The organism is Ornithinibacillus contaminans (assembly GCF_001038425.2).
Taxonomy (GTDB): domain Bacteria; phylum Bacillota; class Bacilli; order Bacillales; family Amphibacillaceae; genus Ornithinibacillus; species Ornithinibacillus contaminans.
This window is the reverse complement of sequence record NZ_LDPV02000052.1, coordinates 1-19,828: the sequence shown is the minus strand read 5'-3', so window position 1 is coordinate 19,828 and position 19,828 is coordinate 1. Positions and strand designations below refer to the sequence as shown.

Below are 19,828 nucleotides of genomic sequence, written 5' to 3'. Positions count from 1 at the left end.
CAGCTTTTTCCGTTTTCCTTACACCTTACTCCGCTTCCCGATACCCTGTATTCGCTCGTACCTTTACCTCTGCAAAACGGGCAAAGTCATTTTCCTTCGAGAATATCGTACCAAGATAGCCCCCGAGAAATCCTATCGGAACACTGAAAAGTGCTGGATTTTCTAATGGGAAGATTGGCTCACCAACAAATAGTGCTGCTCCTTCAACTGGTGAGAATACGCTCGGGCTGAGTGATACAAGAACTAGAGCTGATATCAACCCAGATAGGACCGCCCAAACTGCACCGGACGTATTGAATCGTTTCCAGTAAACGGTATATAGAATAACTGGTAAATTAGCACTTGCAGCGATACAAAAAGCAAGTGATACTAGGAAGGCAACATTTAAGAATTGCGCACCTAATGATAATAAAATTGATAACACAGACACTCCAAGTGCTGCATAACGTGCTGCAAGCATTTGTTGTTTTTCTGTTGACTGTCCTTTTTTAATAATTTGCCCATAAATATCATGAGCAAATGCAGATGCACCGGACAACACCAGCCCTGCTACAACCGCTAAAATCGTTGCAAATGCTACTGCTGAGATGAAGGCAAATAATATATTCCCTCCAATAGCTTCGGCGAGTAATGGAGCTGCCATATTTCCACCAGGATTCGCTGCTAGAATTTCACTTTCACCAACATATATTGCCGCACCAAAGCCTAGGAAAAGCGTTAGAATATAAAATATCCCAATTGTCCATGTCGCTGTAATAACAGACTTTCTCGCTGTTTGTGCATCTTTTACCGTGAAGAAGCGCATTAGAATATGTGGCAGACCAGCTGTACCTAATACTAGCGCAAGCATTAACGAAATTGTTCCGAGTGGATCACTATACTTAATCCCCGGATTTAAATAGTCCGCCCCATGACTCGTTGCTGATTTCACCTCAGTAAACATCGCCGATATATTAAAATTAAACTTCCATAAGACCATGAATGAAATAATGATCATCCCAGCCATTAGTAATACTGCCTTGGTAATTTGAACCCAGCTAGTAGCAATCATTCCTCCAAACAATACATAAATTGTCATCATGACCCCAACAATTAATACCGCTATCCAATACGGAATATCAAATAAAAGCTGAATCAATGCACCTGCACCAACTAGCTGTGCAATCATGTAAAAGAGAACGATGGTAATCGTGCTTAATGCCGCAACTCCTCTTACTTTTTTCGCATCAAAACGGGAATTAATCATATCCGCTAAAGTATACTTACCGAGATTACGCAATGGTTCCGCTACTAATAGCAATACAACCAAATAAGCAATTAAAAACCCGATACTGTAGAAAAATCCATCAAACCCTTGCAAGGCAATCGCACCTGCAATCCCAAGGAAAGAAGCAGCAGACAAATAGTCACCAGCAATCGCAAGTCCATTTTGCCAGCCCGTTAAGCCCCCACCTGCAGTATAGAACTCACTAGTTGATTTTGTTCGTTTGGCAGCATAATACGTGATAACCAAAGTCAATGTAACGATCGCAAGAAATAGAATAACAACTATCGGCTCCATTAGCGGTTACCTCCTTTTTTAATCTGATCTGCAATGATCTGATCAGCAATGATCTGATCAGCCTCTTCATCAAAAGAAGTAGCCTTTCTCACATAGATGGAACAAATCACCCATGTCATAACAAATTGCGCGACCGCAAATACCCACGCCCACGTAATGTCACCAAACACTGGTGTATTTAAAAATGTTCCATAAGAAGTTGAGATTGGTAACAAAAAGTAAAATACTAGAAAAAATATCGTCATCGGCACGATGAACCTCTTTTTGTTTGCCATCAGTTGTTTAAATTGTGGACTATTTTCTACTTTTACATAATCCACCTTTCGCTTCTCTTCCGCAAGCTTCGGTTGAGCCATTAAACCATCCTCCTTCTTTCATTTTCATTAACTGTAAGCGCTTACTAATTATTATAATTATTTCGAACATTCATAAGACAAAGTTGGCGCAAACGGTTGAATTCGATGGTTCAATGGTTTTATTTCGTTCCTAAACGGTAGACTTAGACATGCCTATACTCGAAATGTTTTTAGGATGGTTTTACTCGCAGTCCGACTTACGGGAATAACGGTCCGGCCTTTATCTTTTAACGTGATATTACTCGTACCATTAAACCACGGGGTAATTTCTAATATATGATTTAAGTTTACTAAGTAGCTGCGATGTGCCCGAAAGAAGAATTGTTCGGATAGCTTATCCTGCAACTCCTGTAATGTCATGCGACTCATAATTACTTTATCCTCTGTATGAATCTCCAGCAACCGATTATTCGGCACCGCATAATAAATTGATTCGGGCGCAACAACAACCATCCGTTCACCATCATCGACTAATAATTTCGATGTAGTTGGCTGTATTTTTGAATCATCGTTTGGTGTGAGTCTACTACTGACCTTTTTTCGAATTCGAGCCATCGCCTTTTTAAATCGTAGTTCATCATAAGGCTTCAATAGATAATCAATTGCCTCCACATCAAAAGCTTCCAAAGCATACTCATCATACGCCGTGGTGAAAACAAATAATGGCAGATGATTATCTGATTTCTCATTTATCATTTTCGCTGCTTCCACACCTGATAATCCAGGCATATGCACATCTAAAAATATCACATCTGGCTGATGTTCCTTGGATAATTCAATAACCTGTTCCCCTGTTTCTGCATGAGGTAAAATACTAATCCCCTTCTCGTCCCCCAACAAATAAAGTAGTTCCTTACGAGCCATTACTTCATCCTCGGCTATCATCACACGAATACTCATGTTACTACCCGCCCTTCAAGCGTATCAGCTGGAATTGGAATCGCAAATTTGATCTCACTACCGCCACTTGGTAAATTACGAATATGGAGCTTGGCCGACTCTCCAATCAGCCGGATTAATCGCTGATTCACATTAAACAAACCGGTACCACCATTTTGTTTACCTACTAATGGTTTATGAAGAATCAATGGCAATATATGCTTAGGAAATCCACAGCCATTATCCCTGACAGATATAGAAACCGCTCGGTCTACCTGTTCAATACGAATCACCACTTTTGCCTGCTCCGCAACATCCTTCAAACCATGCTGGACCGCATTTTCTATTAACGGTTGAATGGTAGAAGGTGGAATATAAATAGGTGTTAAATTATCTGGCTTGATAAAATCAATCTGCAGTCTCCCACGGAATCGTTCCTGAATAATGGCAGTATATGCCTGAACGTGCTCACATTCCTTTTCAAGTTCCACCAGTGATTTCGATACAAGTCGTAGGTTAAATCGCATATAGTTCGCCAATTGCAATGTTAAATGTCTTGCTGTTTGTGGATCCTCTCGAAATAATGATGCAATCAGTTGTAACGTATTAAATAAAAAATGCGGATTAATTTGCGCCTGTAAATTTCGTAGCTCTGCATCACGAATATGGTCTTTCAGTTTTTCCGTTGTCAGGACATTTAATTGATTCGATATGAATTTCCCCAATCCTTCTGCCATCATCAGCTCAACCGGTGAAATATGCTGTGCCTTCCGAAAGTAAAAGGTGATAAGCCCTGTAACATCATCTGCTTCCTTAATCGGAATCATAATTGCTGCTTCTAATGGACAATCCTCATGATGACACTGCAAGTCCCCCTTCATATAAGAAACCTGCAATTTATTTGTCTTGATAGCAGTAAGCGCAAGTGGTGTCGCAATCAAATCCCCGGGTCGGTGATGCCTATCACCAAGCCCAACATGTGCTAAAACGACCTGCTTATTCGTCACAGAAACCGCAGCAAGTTTCAACCGTTCAAACAACAATTTCGCAAGACCTTCCGCCACTTCCTCATTCGAATCTTTTCGTAAAAAAGGCAACGCCTCTTCGGCAATGGTCAATGCTTGTTTTGTTGCAAGTGCCGCTTCATTTTCCTGCTCCCGCAAAACTATACCAATCATTGCTGTAAAAATAGCAATCGCAATACAATTCGATAGAACAAGTGGCAAGCCAATCTGATCGACTATACCAACCAAACTAGCACCATCAGCGTACAAAATAAGTAATAACTGCATTTGCAAAATGGGTGGAAACACGCCAATAAATAATGCTTTATGTGGGGCAATAACACGTTCATTCGAGAAAAATCTCGCTGTCATCCCTGCTAGCCAACCCGTCAACGGATTCACGATTCCATTCGCTAACCAGCCGATTCCGCCAAGAAACATTAAATGACTCCCAGCAATGAATCCTGCCCCCAAGCCAACCATCGGTCCACCTAATAGACCAGCAATAACGATGGCGACTAAGCTGGAGCTTACAATCAGTTGATTTTCAGCCACTGGAAAAATAACAAACGTACGAATAATCGTCGCATCATCTGTAATGATGATACCGGTAACGGTACTTGCGATGCCAAATATTCCGAAGACCACCGCATGTAAGAGCGACATTTTCACACTATATTCTCGGTATAATAATGATTTGAATCCAGGTGTACGTGTCATTACAAAGGCAATAACCAGCAATAGGCCTAAACGCTCAAATAAAATGATTGTCAGATCCCTCATGGCTTCTCTCCCCTTGACATCACACCAGTTTGAGACTGCATATAGAAACGCTGATATTCCGCTTTACTTTGCGCTTGTTTATGAGAAACAATTGATCCAAAAATACCACCTAGAAAACCAATTGGAATCGCAATAATCCCCGGATTATACAACCCAATGATTGGCGCGCGCGCAATCCATCCTCCATCTACATTCATAATATGTGGACCAAGAACCATTAATACTAGTGATGCCACAAGTCCACTCACCATTGCAGTCATAGCCCCCACTTGTGTAAAGCGCTTCCAATATAGTGTTAAGACAAGTACTGGAAAGTTACTAGCAGCCGCCACAATAAACGTCATCGATACTAGAAACGTAACATTTATCGTTTCCAACCGTAAGGCAAATAAAGTAGAGATCAAGCCAATCCCAACCGCTGTCCAGCGCGCTGCCCGTAGCTGTTCCTTTTCAGTGGATTGACCTTTTTTCAAAATATGATGAAATATATCATGTGAAAATGCCGCCGTTGCCGATATCACTAGTCCAGCAACAACCGCAACAATGGTTGTAAAGGCAATTGCCGAAACAAATGCCAAAAGAAAATCACCGCCAACCTCACGCGCTAATAAAGGTGCTGCCAAATTCCCAGTCGGATCATTTGCGATTAAATTTGGATACCCTAATAATGCTACTGTTCCAAGCCCTAACACGAGCGTCATCATATAAAACAAGCCAATAATCCAAGTAGAACTTAGTAACGATCGCCGCACCTCAAACGTATTTCGAACAGTAAATAATCGCATTAAAATATGTGGCAATCCTGCCGTACCAAGAACTAAAGCAAGCTGTAGTGAAAAGAATTCCAATGGATTTTCAAACAAATGTCCAGGTATAAAGAAACTATCCCCCAATGGTGTTCCTTCCTTAACCCGATCGATTAAAGCAGTCAAATCCCAATTGAAATTGGAAAATACGATTAGGGATAGTAAGAAGGTTCCCGACATCAGGACAACGGTTTTCACAATTTGAACCCATGAGGTCGCAACCATCCCACCGAAGACAACATAGACGGTCATTAAGCCCCCGATAACTAACACAGAGATAGAATAATCGATATCAAGTAATAAACGAAGCAAAAATCCTGAGGCAACAAGCTGTGGAATCATGTAGAGAATCGATATGATAAACGCACCAAATGCCATCATCCAGCGCATCTTATCACTTGGAAAACGAGAACAAATCACATCCCCAAGCGAATATTTTCCAAGACGGTGAACAGGCTCCGCGATGACGAACAATACAACTAAATACGAAACTAAGAAGCCAATGGAATATAAAAACCCATCATACCCACTAATGGCTATCATTCCTACGACCCCAAGAAAGGAAGCTGCACTAATAAAATCGCCAGCGATCGCCATGCCATTCTGAAAACCTGTTAAACTACCAGCAGCAATATAAAAGCGGTTTGTCGTATTCGTACGTTTCGCTGCCCAATAAGTAATAATTAACGTACAAACAATGATACAGAGGAAAAATAAGAAATAAGTCAGATTCATAGAATTTCCTCCCGCTTCATTTGTTTGATTTTTTGTTCAAATACGTTCGCCTTGCGATGATAAAGTATACCCATAATCCAAGTCATCGGGATTTGTAAGAAACTATATAGCCATGCCCATGTTACACCGTAGATAAAGCTTGTACGGTTCATCATATCTGGAAAGAAGATTAGCGACAACGGGAGTGAAAAATAAAACAAAAACACTATTCCTAAAGATAGTAGCATCATTCGTCTTTTTTCATGAATCAAGACTAGCAAACGTTCTTCCATCCCCATTCCTCCAAACCACCGCAGGTGAACTATCAGTAAATTTTATTAATTCGAATAATAAAGGGATTGGGGTGGGTTGTAAAGGTATTTGTTCCATTATGCTAAAACAACAACCGCGAATTTACACTCTATTTTCATAAAGAATATATCCAACGACTTACAATCCATTTTCATAGAAATCCCCCGATACATCAGTATCGAGGGATTAGATTATTTACCCAAAAATTCCTTTGCAACTTCAAATGCGCTTTTTCCTTCTACGTTCACTTGATAATTCATTTCGCGCATTTCTTCATCGGTTATTTTTCCTGCTAATTGGTTCAACGCATCAACGATTTCTGGATACTCTTGAACCGTTTCTTCTCTTAATAATGGTGCACCTTGATATGGTGGGAATAGCTGCCTGTCATCCTCCAGTACCTTAAGTCCATATTGCCGTAATTCACTGTCGGTCGAATAGGCATCTACTAAATTGATTTCACCTGATTCTACCGCTACATATCGGAGCTTTGGTTCCATCGTAACAAGACTGGAAAACGCAATTCCATATAAAGACTGAATTCCTAGATAACCATCTTCACGGTCGGAAAATTCCAATGTAAAACCAGCGTTCACCTGATCCTCCAACCCGTTTAAATCAGAAATTGCTTCTAAGCCATATTGTGTTGCAAAATCATTCGGGACGGCAAGGGCATAGGTATTGTTATACGCCATTGGCTCCAGCATGACCATATTGAACTCTTCCAACATGCCTTCTTTTGCCTGATGGTATACTTCCTCGCGGTCGTTACTTGTTGCGGTTTCCTTTAAAAATTCGGAAATGGCTGTCCCCGTAAACTCTGGATAAATATCAACATCACCCGATTTTAACGCATTGAATACAAATGACGTTTTACCTAGACCTGGTTGTAATTCTACTTCTAAATCGGTTTCCTCTTCAATTAAAATCTTATACATGTTGATTAAGATTTCCGGCTCTGCTCCTAGTTTTCCTGCAATAACAATTTTATCATCTTGCTTCCCAATTAACGGAGCAACAATAACTAGAATAGCTATTATTCCAATTGCTCCAAGTGATAGCAACACTTTTTTATAGGAAAGATTCTCGAAACGTTTCAATAAATAATCAAACAAAATAGCAAGTAGTGCTGCTGGTATAGCTCCCAGTAAAATAAGGGTAGTATTATTTCGGTCAATACCTAGTAAAATAATATCGCCTAAGCCCCCAGCACCAATCAGCGCTGCAAGAGTGGCAGTTCCGATAATTAATACCATTGCTGTTCGAATTCCGGCCATGATGACAGGCATTGCAAGTGGAATTTCTACCCTAATAAGTCTTCTTCTAGAGTTCATTCCCATAGCTCTTGCAGCTTCAATTAAGGAAGGGTCAACTTCTTTAATTCCTGTGTATGTATTTCGTAAAATTGGCAGTAATGCATATGCAACTAATGCAATTATGGCTGGGACTCTCCCGATACCGAATAACGGAATAAGAATTCCTAATAGCGCTAGAGAAGGAATGGTTTGAATAATCGATGAAATACCAATAATCCCTTCCGCAACTTTTTTATGTCTTGTAATATAGATTCCTAATGGTATTGCAATTAGAACGGCGAAGAAAAGGGCGATAAAGGAAATTTGGATATGCTCCACTAGTGCGCTTCCTAGTTCGGTTTTTCTATCCTGAAATACTTGAAGTAAATTATCCATCGTTTTACACCCCTTCCTGCAGCATCGTTGCTAATTTGTTCATTACCGATTGGCGATTAATAAAACCAATTAGTTTCCCATCTTTTTCAATTCCAACTTGTTCATAGTTTGATAGAATTTCTACTAATTTATTTAGTGGTGTGGTAACAGATTTAATTATCTGGAATGACTCTAATGTTTCCTCTTCATCTAGCGGACGCAGTAAACCTTCTATTGTCATATCACTTATCCAGTTGTTAGAATTATCCCCAACGAATTCTTTAACAAATTCATCTGAAGGGTTATTAACTAGCTCCTGTGGTGTTCCTATTTGAACAACTTTTCCATCCTTCATAATGCAAATACGATCTGCTAGTTTCAATGCCTCTTGCATATCATGCGTGACAAAAACAGTCGTCTTTTTAAGATTTTTCTTTAAGGCAAGCATGTCATCTTGAAGTTTTTCCCGACTAATCGGATCCAAGGCACTAAATGGTTCGTCCATTAAAATAATCTCTGGATCAGCTGCAAGGGCACGAATTACGCCAACCCGTTGCTGTTCTCCCCCGGATAATTCACTTGGTTTTCGACTTGCATAGGTTTCAGGATCTAACCCAACCATATTCATCAATTCATGTATTCGATTCTCAATCTTTTCTTTATCCCATTTAATTAGCTCAGGTACAATTGCAATATTTTCCGCAATTGTCATGTGTGGAAATAATGCAATCTGCTGAAGCACATAGCCAGTGTTCCATCTTAACTCATGGATGTCATACGCACTAATTTTTTTATCGTTTATCAATATTGTCCCTCCGGTTAATGGGATTAACCGATTTATCATTTTTAAAGTCGTCGTTTTCCCGCATCCACTAGGCCCAATAATGACAAAAAATTCTCCTTGCTGAATTTCAAAGTCTATTGAATCAACTGCAACCGTACCATCTGGGTATTGTTTTGATACATCTTCAAATTTAATCATAAATTAGTTCTCCTTTTTTTATTGGAAAGACTTCTTCTTTGATCGCGTACCATTTACTCGGAAAATGTTTATTTAAAACATTCTACCCTATGATGTAAATCCTCTAGGGTACCATTTAAATAATCAATCGTTGGATATTTAGTATGTCTAAGAGGTGATTATCCTTTTCTTACAAAATTCACGTAGGTTTAGCTTAATGGTAGATCATTTGGATTTCAATGATCTTGCTTGTGGGGTTACGACCATTTCTTAAAGATTACTAATTACTTAAGTTAAACCACATTAAGCGAACAAACATTCTATTTCATACGCAACATTCTACCACACTAAAAAAATATTACAACTATTCAGGTGCGATTGACCATATTCCTCTAGGAAGAATGAATAAGATTAAGACATACAATATCCTGAGTTTGCTAAATTAAGTAATTCTAGTAAAGTAGAATTACTGCTAAATTTTTGTCGTGTCTCTCTAACCAAAAAGAAGCAACCGCCGCCACTTGATCAAGTCCGCGATTACTTCTCCCAATCCAACCTCTTATCAAATCCCAAGCAAGATCGGAACAATCATCGGTTCCTTCCTTGTCCGCTCCTTCACATACTGACCAATGGAACGTTTCACCTGTTTCTTCAATACATTCCATGACGTACGATTAGCCGCATGAAGCTCATTTATCGTATCTAATGTAATTCGGTTTATCCCTTTTCGTAGTTCAGTGAAATTAGTATCCACGAATCCCCGCGAAATGATCTCAGGATCCGCAAGCAATTTGTCCTCTTGTTTACTGAGCGGAATGATAATCATCAGCATACCATCTTCCGAAATCTTTTGCCGATCCCGCAAGACAAACTCCATATTGCCAACATCCACCCCATCCACATAGGTATCACCACTCGGCACTGTTCGCGTACTCCGCGCAATACCGTCTGTTATATCCACAACATCCCCATTTTTTAAAATAAATGTGTTACCAGGTTCAACCCCGACTGATTCGGCCAGCATTTGGTGGTGATGCAGCATCCGATATTCACCATGAATCGGAATAAAATACGTTGGTTTCATTAGCGTAAGCATGAGCCGCAAATCTTCCTGATAGCCATGACCGGAAACATGCATACCAGAACTGCTACCTGGTCCATATATCACATTGGCACCAAGTTGGTATAGATTATCAACAATACTCGTTACATTCCTCTCATTCCCAGGGATAGGCCCCGCCGCTAGAATAACCGTATCCTCTGGCAAAACCTCCACATCGCGAAAATTCCCCGTAGACAATCGACTGAGGGCTGCCATTTGCTCACCCTGGCTCCCCGTACACAAAATGGTTACCATCTCTGGTGGCAATTCGTGAATATCACGAGTTTCAATTAACATGCCTTTTGGAACAATTAAGTACCCACGTTTCATTGCCACCTGTACAACATTCACCATCGATCGCCCCAGTAAGGCTAGTTTTCGTCCTGTCTTCTCTGATGCTTGGACAACCTGTTGGATGCGACTAACATTAGAAGCAAAGGTAGACACAAAAATTTTCCGCTTCGCTTTCGTGAAAATTCGTTCCAAATTCTCCCCTACCATTTGTTCAGATGGCGTGTAACCAGATCGCTCAGCATTGGTACTTTCAGATAATAACAGCAATACACCTTTGTTTCCAATTTCAGCCATTTTGTGAATCTCAGGACGCTCATTATTCGCAGGCGTTAAATCAAACTTAAAATCTCCTGTATGTACAATCGTCCCGGCTGGCGTATTGAAAACAATGCCTAAGCAATCCGGAATGCTATGATTTACTTTGAAAAAGCTAATCATCATATCACCGATTTTCACTTCCGAATCCGAGTGAATTCCAATTAGCTCACTTTCCCGTAAAAACCGATGCTCCTTTAATTTAATTTCAATTAATCCTAAGGTGAAGCGAGTCGCATAAACAGGTACATTCACTTTCTTCAAGAAAAACGGAATCCCACCAATATGATCCTCATGTCCATGGGTGACAATCAATGCCTGTACCCGTTCCTTATTCTCCTCCAGATACGAAATATCTGGGATAATTAAATCAATCCCCAACAAACTCTCATCTGGGAATTTATTGCCACAATCGATTACCACGATATCATTTCCATATTCTATGGCATACATATTTTTTCCGATTTCATTTAAGCCGCCAAGGGCAAAGACAGATAGTAAATTCTCGTTCATGCGCATTTAACCCTCCTGCATTCAAATTTGGTTTAGTATGCCCTCAATTTTCCATTTTATAGAAAGAAAAATGCTGCCTCATTAATAAGACAGCTTTTCAAAACATGAAGTTATTTAGGATAATTTCCTCAACTTAAACACTAAGAAACACGATACATTCAGATCTTCTTCAAATTCAGGGTATTTCATCAACATATCCTCTGATGGCTTCGGCTCAAGCATAGCATTAATCGCAAATCCAGCTTGGTGAATGGCCTTCACATAGCTTGTTATGGTGCGATGATAATAAACAACTTTTTCCTCCGCATCAACTGGGATTCGCTGATCATAAACTCCTTCCAAGAAATACTTTTCAACCTTCCAGTACGTTTTCTCTCCAAACTGGTTACGCACCCAACCACTATCAGGTGTGATGAAACAAGGATGTAAAATGGAGAAAATAAACTCCCCATTTGGTTTTAACAGTCTGTACTATTCGCACCATAAATATCCGGATTGGCAATTTCCTTCGTTGTTGCAATTTCCTCAGACGTTGTCATCACAGTGACTAGGATTGCCGTTCCAACTGAAGCAGCAATTTGTCTCATCGTATTATCCATTGCTGCTCCATGTGGTATTAAGCGTTTAGGCAGCTGATTTAAACCAGCCGTTGCAATTGGCATTAGAACCAATGATAGCCCAAACATTCGAATGCTGTACATAATCGTCATGTACATAAACGAGGTAGTTGTGTCTAGATTTATAAATGTAAAGGAAGACACCGTAATAATCGCTAACCCAATTATGACTAGTTTTCTAGCACCAAATTTATCAAAAATTCTACCGGCAATCGGTGACATAATTCCAGTTATGACTGCCCCCGGTAATATCGCTAACCCTGCTTCGAACGCTGTAAAGTCCCGCATGTTTTGCATATAAAGCGGAATTAATGTTTCTACTCCAATTAACCCCATGAAAGCAATCATGCCAATCGCCACCGCTAACGGGAAGATAGAATACGTAAACACCCTGAACTCAAGCATTGGATGCTTGAGCTTTAGCTGTCTCAATATGAACGCAACTAAGGAAACGGCACCAACAGCAAGTGTCACAACGGTAATTAATGCAAACCACCCATAATTTCCTGCTGACGTAAATCCATATAGTAAGCCACCAAATCCAAACGACGAAAGGATGATGGATAAAATATCAAGTTTTGGCTTCTGTACTTCCGTTACATTTTTCATAGCAAAGAAGGCAATCACTATATCAATAATTGCAATCGGCAAAATAATAAAGAATAAGACACGCCATGAATAATGCTCCGTCACATAACCAGATAACGCTGGTCCAATTGCCGGAGCAAATGAGATAACAAGACCAATCAATCCCATCACTGCTCCGCGCTTGTGAACTGGGAAAATCATCAGGAATACTGTCTGCATGAGTGGTAACATCACACCTGCGCCAGCAGACTGAATGATACGTCCAATCAACAATGTGGAAAACGTAGGAGCAACTCCCGCTACCACTGTCCCAACAGCAAATATACTCATCGCTGTAATAAACAGCTGCCTTGTCGTAAATCGTTCTAATAAAAACGCACTGACAGGGATCATAATACCATTTACTAGCATAAATACGGTTGTTAACCATTGACCTGTATTAGCTGTAATTCCCATTTCCTCCATAATTGGAGGGATTGCGGTAATCATTAATGTTTGATTCAAAATGGCAATAAACGAACCCGCAAGTAGCAATGTAACAATCGTTTTTCTGTTAAAATTCTCCGTCTGCATAATGACCCTCTCTCCTGTAATATTCCCAATTATCTTAGGAATTCTATTCGCTTTATCCAGAATACATGAACGAAAATTATTCCGCTATTAGATTGCTTAAATTCCACTATGAGTCTATTATTTTCGTCTATGTCACCTAACCACACGCTGCATAAACTAATACTATACATTACTTCCTGCACGCATCATAGAGAGGAGAATTGTCATGCCGTGTCTACCAGGTTATCGTTACTGCGGGCCAGGATGTAGTGGCCCTGGTGCACCTACTAATCCATTAGACCACTATTGCATGCAACACGATGAATGCTACCGTCGGCCGCCGGGCTCAAGAAGATCTTGTGATGAGCTATTTTTACGTAATCTCCAGCCGTATCTCTACCGAAGAGACAGATTAGGGAGAGACGCACGACTCATGTATCGGGTTATATCCTTGAAGAGTGGATTTTAGAAAGGCTGTACTTTGTATGTCAGTGACTACTTAGTCAAAAAAAGACAATCACAAAAATTGAGCAATTGTGATTGTCTTTATTGTTCTATCGTTAGAGTAAGAAATCAAACAGTATGAACAGCCTCATTTACAGGTGTTGAGCCACTAACCACTTGAAATTCCTTTCCGATAGTGGAATCATCTTCTAAGCTAGCAACAATGACGCGCGCAACATCCTCTCTAGGAATTGAAGCAATAGCCAGGTCAAACCCTGCTTTTACCTCGCCTGTTCCCTGATCACTCGTTAATCCACCTGGATGGATGATGGTATAATCCAAATCAGTAGATCGTAACCATTCATCCGCATAATATTTTGCCGCAACATATGGTGCAAATGACGGGGGAGCATCGAGGATTGCTTGACGTCTCGTATCAAATGAACTAATCATTACAAATCGCTTCACACCAGCAATTTTAGCTGCTTCTACCGTTTTAATCGCTCCCGTCTAGATCAACCATAATTGTCTTATCTTTCCCAGTATGCGGTCCAGAACCAGCAGTGAATACAATCGCGTCAACCCCTTTAGCCGCTGCCGCTATCGATTCAACACTACCTTCCAGATCAACCATGACTGTTTCCGCCCCTAACGTTTCGAAAAAGGCAGCTTGTTCCTCGTTTCGAATCATTGCTTTTGCCGTTAATTGATCGCTCTTCTGTATAAACGACACCAGATGTTTTCCAATCTGACCATTAGCCCCAACTACAAGAATCTTCATTCCAGACAGCCTTTCTCTTATAGTGATAACTATTTTTCGTAAACTTCCGTGTTTCTCATCTCTAGCTTAAATCGAAAAAGAGGATGCTGTCTAGGAATGCGCTTCGATAGAATTAGGTTTGCTATTGATATTCGGAATAAAAAAAGCTCCACATTAATGGAGCTCATAACCTGTTAATGATATCGATACCAAGCAAACCAATTGTCTTCAGCTTTATTTTTCGCTAAGAAAATTTGACCATTTACTGCACTCTCACTTTTCCCTTCCCATCTTGGAAAATGTAATGTTACTAACCACGATTGGTCGGCTATCACTTCACCGCAAAAGTTTCTCGCCATATCATAATAATCCTCATCCTGATCGATTCCATTTGTTTTGGACAGTGGCTTAGCTGATACGACCTCCCATTCGGAATAAAAGTTTCCATAGTCACTTTCACCATACGTTTCCGGGATAATTTTATCCAGTGCTTCTACAAGTTCATTCTTATCTGCCCGAGAAGGCTTTTCTAATTCTTTTGCATTGGGACAGCCTATACTTGGTTGTGCGTTGGTTGCGAATGGGATTAGGGAAAAGAATATTACGACTGATGATAGAATTAGTTTCTTCATAATATATCACCTCAGTAGTAATATGCTGAGGTAATGTGATAAATATTCGTGCGCAACTAAAACTGGAATGCATTTTAATTTCACCACTCTAGTATACTATAGTATATATGTTATAATTTTTTTAGATCATATTGCATAATTATATCGAGAGGAGTATATATAATGGATGAAATAAAAAGTAATTATGATGAGATAATTAAGAAAGCTAAAGAATTTTTCAGAAAAGAAATTGTTCCTAGTCATATTGCTAATACAGAAAAGTTAACTAAGTTGAAAGAGTTTAATCTTAATCCTTTTTTAGACAAGTATAAGGCAAGTTTTCTAACGGGAAACGACGACCCTATCAGCATCGCAAAAGCATTAGTATATCCTAGAGTATTAGGAACATCTATTAACACTACATTCGGAAATAAACTACAAAAATTTTGCAGTGATGTCTTAGAAGGTTTTGCTTCTACCACATCAGGAATTGATATTGAATTTATTGATAAGGTTGATGGCAGAAGAAAATATTGCCAAATAAAAGCCGGACCTAACACTATTAATAAAGATGACGTTGAGACAATTAAGGGACATTTTAAAGGTGTTAAAAACTTAGCAAGGACTAATAATCTCAATATCGGATTCAATGATCTAATTGTTGGTGTTTTTTATGGTACTTCTGAAGAATTAAGTGGTCATTATAAAAAAATTGCTCAAGAATATCCTGTGATTATCGGGGTTGATTTTTGGTATAGACTTACTGGGGAAAAGGACTTTTATGATAGGCTAACTAATGCTATAGGTGATGTCGCAACTGAATATGATGGGTCTAAACTTATAGATAAGATTATTAATTCACTGGCTAAAGAGATTGAGGAAAATCTAGACTCTAAGCCCAAGATAAATTTAAAGATAAAAGAAGTTGCTGACGGAAAAGGTACATATGATGTTTAATTAGAGGGTGCACTAATAACACCCTCCAATTTCTATTGCAGTTGATTCAGAGTATTAATTATTGATAATCCAATAGCTTTAGCCATTTTTACAGGAACAGCATTACCGATTTGCTTATAGGCATTTCCTATTGAGCAGTCAAACTCCCAAGTGTCAGGGAAACTTTGAATTCTGGCATATTCTCTAACAGTAAATGGTCTAGTTTCATCAGGATGACATCTTTCTGTTTGTTTTTGTGCTGGAGAACAAGTCAAAGTCAATGATGGTTCATCCCAAGATAACCTTCTAGCCATACCTGTTCTACCACCTCCTGAATAATAGCTTTTTCCCATATATTCTTTAGCTATTTCATTAGGAAGATCCCTCCAATACCCTCCAGGAGGTACAAGTTCTAGTACTTTCTTTTTAGACTCCGGATATTTTGCTCCTTCAGAATCAGGGACATTTTTTAAAACATCTTTCAGTGTTAACTCATAACCATATGGCTTGGGGAAGAAATAATCTAAGCTCTCTTTAATAACTAAATCGTTTCTAATCCCTACAATTACAATTCTTTCTCTTTTTTGAGCTACGTCATAATCCAATGCTCTCAGTACTTTCCACTTTACTTTGTAACCAATTTCAGTAAATACTTTTAACATTGTTTTTAATGTATTGCCATTATCATGATTCACTAATCCTTTTACATTTTCAGCTAGAAACATTTTTGGTTTTAACTGATCAAGTAATTTTGCATAATGAAAAAACATTGTTCCTCTGGCATCTTGTAAGCCACCCTTTTTACCTGCGTAACTAAATGATTGACATGGGTAACCACCTGATAACAAATCAAGTTCACCTACAGCTGGAGCAACTATGTAATTTTCAATTCCTTTTTGAGTAATGACCTCAATGTTTTCTTCAACCACATTCCAATTTGGTCTATTTTTCCTTAACGTATTACATGCATGTTTGTCTATCTCAATATTACCAATAGATTCAAAACCAGCATATTCTAAACCTAATCCTAGACCACCAGCACCTGCAAATAATTCTAAGACTTTATATTCTTTATTAGGTTTAATATTTCTTACTTCAATAAAATCATTATTATCGTCATTTCCTTTTACTTTTTTACCTTTTTGGTAAATGACTTTTCTCGAGCTTTCTTCCTGAATGCCTAAATCAAACTCCAACTGTTCAGTAATTTCGTTCAAACTAACATCTAGAGTTTCACATAGCTTTAAAGCATTAGTTTTAATAGGATTATAGTTTGGGGATAGTAACATAGATAATTGATTCTTACTTAATCCCAACTGCTCTGCCAATTCTTTTTGTGTTGATATTCCATTTTTTTTCATATGTAGTCTTACTTTTTCTTTACTTATAGCGTAGTGCATATATACCCCTCCCGAAAAGTTAAAAACTATTTTAACTTTCTAATAGGGTTATTATAAAGTTTACTTTACTCTGAGTCAACATTTTATTCCTCACTTAAATCAAATTTTAATAGTGAGTTTATATTAACCTCATATACATAAAAGGTTTTTGCTTGAAAGGTTTTCTTGTTTTTTGCATCATCTCTATTCACAAAGATTAACCTTTCTTTACCTATTACGTAGAATAGCACTAGTTCCGAAAGTACCTCATTAACCGAATTACCATCTATAACTGTGTTTTGCAATATAAAAGTACAGAATAGCGCAATTAAAAGTACAGAGTTTTGCCACCCTGTTTTATATGATTTAGCGTGATTTTGATAATGCGTTAGTAAGCCTATAGCTTTGACCATTAAATGAAAGTATATGTGCGTGGTGGATTAACCTATCCACCAACGCTGCAGTTAGTCTTGAGTCAGTGAAAATACGATTCCATTGACTAAACTCTAAGTTAGAAGTAATAATTAAACTTTTTTGCTCATACCACTCCGCGATTAATTGAAACAGTAATTCAGATCCTTCCTTACTAAACGGCAAGTAACCCATTTCATCTAAAATGATTAAATCAACCTTCTCAAATCTCCTCCTAAAAGCTGCTAATTTATTTTCTCTTAATGCATGCTCTAGTTGTTCTACTAGGAGTGAAACTCTAAGAAATCTGACTTCGTATCCCAGTTCACATGCTTTTCTACCTAATCCAGTTGCTAAATGACTTTTTCCTGTTCCTGGCGATCCCACTAGAACGACATTTTGTTTCCTATCAATAAACTGAAGACTAATTAGCTCCTCTTTATCTAATTGTGCTGGAAATCTAATTTGCTCATGCCATTCATAATTACTTAGATTCTTAGAATCTAAGAATTTTGCATTTTTAATCAACCGTTGTATTTTAGCTTTTTCTCTTAAGCGAAATTCTTCAGTGAATAATGCCTCTAAAAATTGTGTTGGCGATTCAAATTGAATCTCTTCGTATATATCTGCAACGTATGCAAGTCTAAGCGATTTACACATAGAACGGATTGGATCACTCATTTTACAATCCTCCCATCTTCAGAGGGGGTTAGGGAATCATAAAGTGACCAATTGACCCCATAGGGGTTGCCATTCTCTCCTGATATTAAATCATAGAATTCTTCATTAATTCTCTTCATGTCATGTGTAACCAAAAGACTTACTAATTCTTTTAATCTCTCTTTTCTAAGCGTTAAATCATCCACTAATAAATAATCTTTTACTCTACCTGGTAAATACTTATTATACCTAGAGTAAGGAACCACTCTTGGCTTTCTTATCCAATCCTTTAGCACAGTTGTCCATGGAATAGCTCTGCTTTTATTCATATAAGGTCTATAGTCTTCACTAAGAATCTCTCCATCAGTAGATACAGCTTTATACCTGTCCCATGTTAAAATCAAATGAATGACCGGATAGTTTGCAGCTCTTGGTATATGTATAACCGAGTTATCTAATTTTGTTTCATTATATTTATTTACCTTTACGTCAGTATCTTTAAATACTGGATAGTCTTGCGAAGGTAAGTCTAATAAGTATTTAGTTTCTTTAATCCAAAGATTTTCAATTAACTCCTCTTTTTCATAGTGTAACCTTTCTCTATCCTTCGTTAACTGAACACGAAGTGTTTCTGTCAGTTCCTCAAAGCTGTTCATTATTGGTGATGTACTAAAGAAATTGTACCGAACATAACCAACTTTATTTTCTACGTTACCTTTTTCATGTCCACTTCTCGGATTACACACCTGAACCTCAAATCCATAATGATTTTGAAATTGGATAAAGGTATCGGTTAATTGAGCTTCTTCTAGTTTAGAGCGGGTCTTTTTTACAGCTGGTGTTAAGTTATCAATCCTAATCTTTCTTGGTACACCACCTGATTGTTTAAATAATTCCTTTAGCCCGTGCAGAAGGCATTCTTGATTCTCTGATGGTAAAGGTACGGCAAAGGCTGCATTGCTATATGGGAAAGACATTACTAATGCATGTATATCTACAAATTCCCCATCCTTAACAGCTTCCATAATTCCAAAATCAACTTGAGCTTCACTCGGTGGATGTTCTAGACGATCGTAACCTTTATCAAACTCATCTTCATTATGTGTGTTCTCCCAGTCTGATACAAAATAACACAAGGTTCTGTACGAACCTTTGAATCCAAGTTCTTTGAGATCAATAAAAATCTGTTTTTTAGTACGCCGAGATTTCTTTTTTAGCTTCCTATCTTCTACTAACCAATCAGATACTATTTCTCCCCATTTTTCTGTATACATCATCCCATCTTTTTGTTTTAAATTTGACTTTGGCAATTGATCTTCATCTGCATATTTTTTGGCAGTACGCCAGTTGATTCCTAATGTTTCTTGTATTTTGGATATTGATAAACCCTTGTTGTTTCTAAGGAATTTGATACAATTAATATCAGACATTGCTAGCATCCTTTCATTACCTCCATATGTTTTGATTCGACACCAATAACATTAGAGGGACTTGGGGTGGCTGGCAAGTCTTTTTTTATTGTCTACACTTCTATTAAATAAAGTGCAGGACTCTGCATTTTTCTATTGCAAAGCTCTGCACTTTTATTTTGCCATAAACA

17 protein-coding genes and 1 pseudogene are annotated in these 19,828 nt (G+C 38.4%); 2 read left to right on the top strand and 16 right to left on the bottom strand.

All coding sequences use genetic code 11. The features are described from left to right. Nucleotides 1–25: 25 nt before the first annotated feature. From JF53_RS15200 to JF53_RS15150, 11 genes are all read right to left on the bottom strand, one after another. Nucleotides 26–1,561 (bottom strand): solute symporter family protein, encoded by a 1,536-nt coding sequence (locus tag JF53_RS15200; protein WP_047979743.1) that lies wholly within the window; start codon nucleotides 1,559–1,561, stop codon nucleotides 26–28. Next, nucleotides 1,561–1,917 (bottom strand): DUF485 domain-containing protein, encoded by a 357-nt coding sequence (locus JF53_RS15195; RefSeq protein WP_047979742.1) that lies wholly within the window; start codon nucleotides 1,915–1,917, stop codon nucleotides 1,561–1,563. The genes JF53_RS15200 and JF53_RS15195 overlap by 1 nt, the downstream gene beginning before the upstream one ends. 153 nt (nucleotides 1,918–2,070) lie before the next feature. Beyond that, complete coding sequence (locus tag JF53_RS15190) at nucleotides 2,071–2,817, bottom strand: LytR/AlgR family response regulator transcription factor (protein ID WP_047979741.1); 747 nt, start codon at nucleotides 2,815–2,817, stop codon at nucleotides 2,071–2,073. Further along, nucleotides 2,814–4,583, bottom strand: a complete 1,770-nt coding sequence (locus tag JF53_RS15185; protein WP_047979740.1) for a LytS/YhcK type 5TM receptor domain-containing protein — start codon at nucleotides 4,581–4,583, stop codon at nucleotides 2,814–2,816. The genes JF53_RS15190 and JF53_RS15185 overlap by 4 nt, the downstream gene beginning before the upstream one ends. Continuing rightward, nucleotides 4,580–6,124, bottom strand: coding sequence for a solute symporter family protein (locus tag JF53_RS15180; RefSeq protein ID WP_047979739.1), 1,545 nt, complete (start codon nucleotides 6,122–6,124; stop codon nucleotides 4,580–4,582). The genes JF53_RS15185 and JF53_RS15180 overlap by 4 nt, the downstream gene beginning before the upstream one ends. Further along, complete coding sequence (locus tag JF53_RS15175; RefSeq protein ID WP_047979738.1) at nucleotides 6,121–6,396, bottom strand: DUF485 domain-containing protein; 276 nt, start codon at nucleotides 6,394–6,396, stop codon at nucleotides 6,121–6,123. The genes JF53_RS15180 and JF53_RS15175 overlap by 4 nt, the downstream gene beginning before the upstream one ends. Before the next feature lie 210 nt (nucleotides 6,397–6,606). Then, a complete protein-coding gene (gene opuFB, locus JF53_RS15170) occupies nucleotides 6,607–8,106 on the bottom strand; it encodes an osmoprotectant update ABC transporter permease/substrate-binding subunit OpuFB (protein ID WP_047979737.1) in 1,500 nt (499 codons plus the stop codon). Between the two features lie 4 nt (nucleotides 8,107–8,110). Next, the gene (locus JF53_RS15165) at nucleotides 8,111–9,067 is read right to left on the bottom strand and encodes an ABC transporter ATP-binding protein (RefSeq protein WP_047979736.1); all 957 of its coding nucleotides are present in this window, start codon (nucleotides 9,065–9,067) and stop codon (nucleotides 8,111–8,113) included. A 541-nt stretch (nucleotides 9,068–9,608) separates the two neighbouring features. Continuing rightward, a complete protein-coding gene (locus JF53_RS15160; protein ID WP_047979735.1) occupies nucleotides 9,609–11,276 on the bottom strand; it encodes a ribonuclease J in 1,668 nt (555 codons plus the stop codon). 108 nt (nucleotides 11,277–11,384) lie between these two features. Continuing rightward, on the bottom strand, nucleotides 11,385–11,663 hold the full coding sequence (locus JF53_RS15155) for a hypothetical protein (RefSeq protein WP_053071825.1): 279 nt from the start codon (nucleotides 11,661–11,663) through the stop codon (nucleotides 11,385–11,387). 65 nt (nucleotides 11,664–11,728) lie between these two features. Further along, the gene (locus tag JF53_RS15150) at nucleotides 11,729–13,048 is read right to left on the bottom strand and encodes a DHA2 family efflux MFS transporter permease subunit (protein WP_083443656.1); all 1,320 of its coding nucleotides are present in this window, start codon (nucleotides 13,046–13,048) and stop codon (nucleotides 11,729–11,731) included. 205 nt (nucleotides 13,049–13,253) lie between these two features. Between JF53_RS15150 and JF53_RS17905 the strand changes: the two genes are divergently transcribed. Beyond that, on the top strand, nucleotides 13,254–13,496 hold the full coding sequence (locus JF53_RS17905; protein WP_083443655.1) for a Parvovirus coat protein VP1-like protein: 243 nt from the start codon (nucleotides 13,254–13,256) through the stop codon (nucleotides 13,494–13,496). Nucleotides 13,497–13,600: 104 nt separating this feature from the next. Here JF53_RS17905 and JF53_RS15145 read toward each other — a convergent pair. Both JF53_RS15145 and JF53_RS15140 read right to left on the bottom strand, forming a co-directional pair. Beyond that, nucleotides 13,601–14,252 (bottom strand): annotated as a pseudogene (locus tag JF53_RS15145) (SDR family oxidoreductase). 173 nt (nucleotides 14,253–14,425) lie between these two features. Continuing rightward, entirely contained in the window at nucleotides 14,426–14,863 is a 438-nt protein-coding gene (locus tag JF53_RS15140; protein ID WP_047979734.1) for a hypothetical protein, read from the bottom strand. A 162-nt stretch (nucleotides 14,864–15,025) separates the two neighbouring features. On the opposite strand from JF53_RS15140, the gene JF53_RS15135 reads away from it, so the two are divergent. Beyond that, nucleotides 15,026–15,799 (top strand): PmeII family type II restriction endonuclease, encoded by a 774-nt coding sequence (locus JF53_RS15135; RefSeq protein ID WP_047979733.1) that lies wholly within the window; start codon nucleotides 15,026–15,028, stop codon nucleotides 15,797–15,799. 32 nt (nucleotides 15,800–15,831) lie between these two features. Here JF53_RS15135 and dcm read toward each other — a convergent pair whose 3' ends face one another. From dcm to istA, 3 genes are all read right to left on the bottom strand, one after another. Continuing rightward, nucleotides 15,832–17,178 carry a DNA (cytosine-5-)-methyltransferase gene (gene dcm, locus JF53_RS15130; protein WP_047979732.1) on the bottom strand — a complete coding sequence of 449 codons (1,347 nt, stop codon included), beginning with the start codon at nucleotides 17,176–17,178 and terminating at the stop codon, nucleotides 15,832–15,834. A 345-nt stretch (nucleotides 17,179–17,523) separates the two neighbouring features. Next, nucleotides 17,524–18,249, bottom strand: coding sequence for an IS21-like element helper ATPase IstB (gene istB, locus JF53_RS15125; RefSeq protein ID WP_047982139.1), 726 nt, complete (start codon nucleotides 18,247–18,249; stop codon nucleotides 17,524–17,526). Then, nucleotides 18,246–19,667, bottom strand: a complete 1,422-nt coding sequence (gene istA, locus JF53_RS15120) for an IS21 family transposase (RefSeq protein ID WP_053351207.1) — start codon at nucleotides 19,665–19,667, stop codon at nucleotides 18,246–18,248. Before istA ends, istB begins: the two co-directional genes overlap by 4 nt. Nucleotides 19,668–19,828 lie beyond the last annotated feature (161 nt).

Bases quoted from the DNA above. Each gene is read 5' to 3' on its own strand.
- JF53_RS15200 (WP_047979743.1), bottom strand. From the start codon at position 1,561: ATGGAGCCGATAGTTGTTATTCTATTTCTTGCGATCGTTACATTGACT.
- JF53_RS15195 (WP_047979742.1), bottom strand. From the start codon at position 1,917: ATGGCTCAACCGAAGCTTGCGGAAGAGAAGCGAAAGGTGGATTATGTA.
- JF53_RS15190 (WP_047979741.1), bottom strand. From the start codon at position 2,817: ATGAGTATTCGTGTGATGATAGCCGAGGATGAAGTAATGGCTCGTAAG.
- JF53_RS15185 (WP_047979740.1), bottom strand. From the start codon at position 4,583: ATGAGGGATCTGACAATCATTTTATTTGAGCGTTTAGGCCTATTGCTG.
- JF53_RS15180 (WP_047979739.1), bottom strand. From the start codon at position 6,124: ATGAATCTGACTTATTTCTTATTTTTCCTCTGTATCATTGTTTGTACG.
- JF53_RS15175 (WP_047979738.1), bottom strand. From the start codon at position 6,396: ATGGAAGAACGTTTGCTAGTCTTGATTCATGAAAAAAGACGAATGATG.
- opuFB (WP_047979737.1), bottom strand. From the start codon at position 8,106: ATGGATAATTTACTTCAAGTATTTCAGGATAGAAAAACCGAACTAGGA.
- JF53_RS15165 (WP_047979736.1), bottom strand. From the start codon at position 9,067: ATGATTAAATTTGAAGATGTATCAAAACAATACCCAGATGGTACGGTT.
- JF53_RS15160 (WP_047979735.1), bottom strand. From the start codon at position 11,276: ATGCGCATGAACGAGAATTTACTATCTGTCTTTGCCCTTGGCGGCTTA.
- JF53_RS15150 (WP_083443656.1), bottom strand. From the start codon at position 13,048: ATGCAGACGGAGAATTTTAACAGAAAAACGATTGTTACATTGCTACTT.
- JF53_RS17905 (WP_083443655.1), top strand. From the start codon at position 13,254: ATGCCGTGTCTACCAGGTTATCGTTACTGCGGGCCAGGATGTAGTGGC.
- JF53_RS15140 (WP_047979734.1), bottom strand. From the start codon at position 14,863: ATGAAGAAACTAATTCTATCATCAGTCGTAATATTCTTTTCCCTAATC.
- JF53_RS15135 (WP_047979733.1), top strand. From the start codon at position 15,026: ATGGATGAAATAAAAAGTAATTATGATGAGATAATTAAGAAAGCTAAA.
- dcm (WP_047979732.1), bottom strand. From the start codon at position 17,178: ATGCACTACGCTATAAGTAAAGAAAAAGTAAGACTACATATGAAAAAA.
- istB (WP_047982139.1), bottom strand. From the start codon at position 18,249: ATGAGTGATCCAATCCGTTCTATGTGTAAATCGCTTAGACTTGCATAC.
- istA (WP_053351207.1), bottom strand. From the start codon at position 19,667: ATGCTAGCAATGTCTGATATTAATTGTATCAAATTCCTTAGAAACAAC.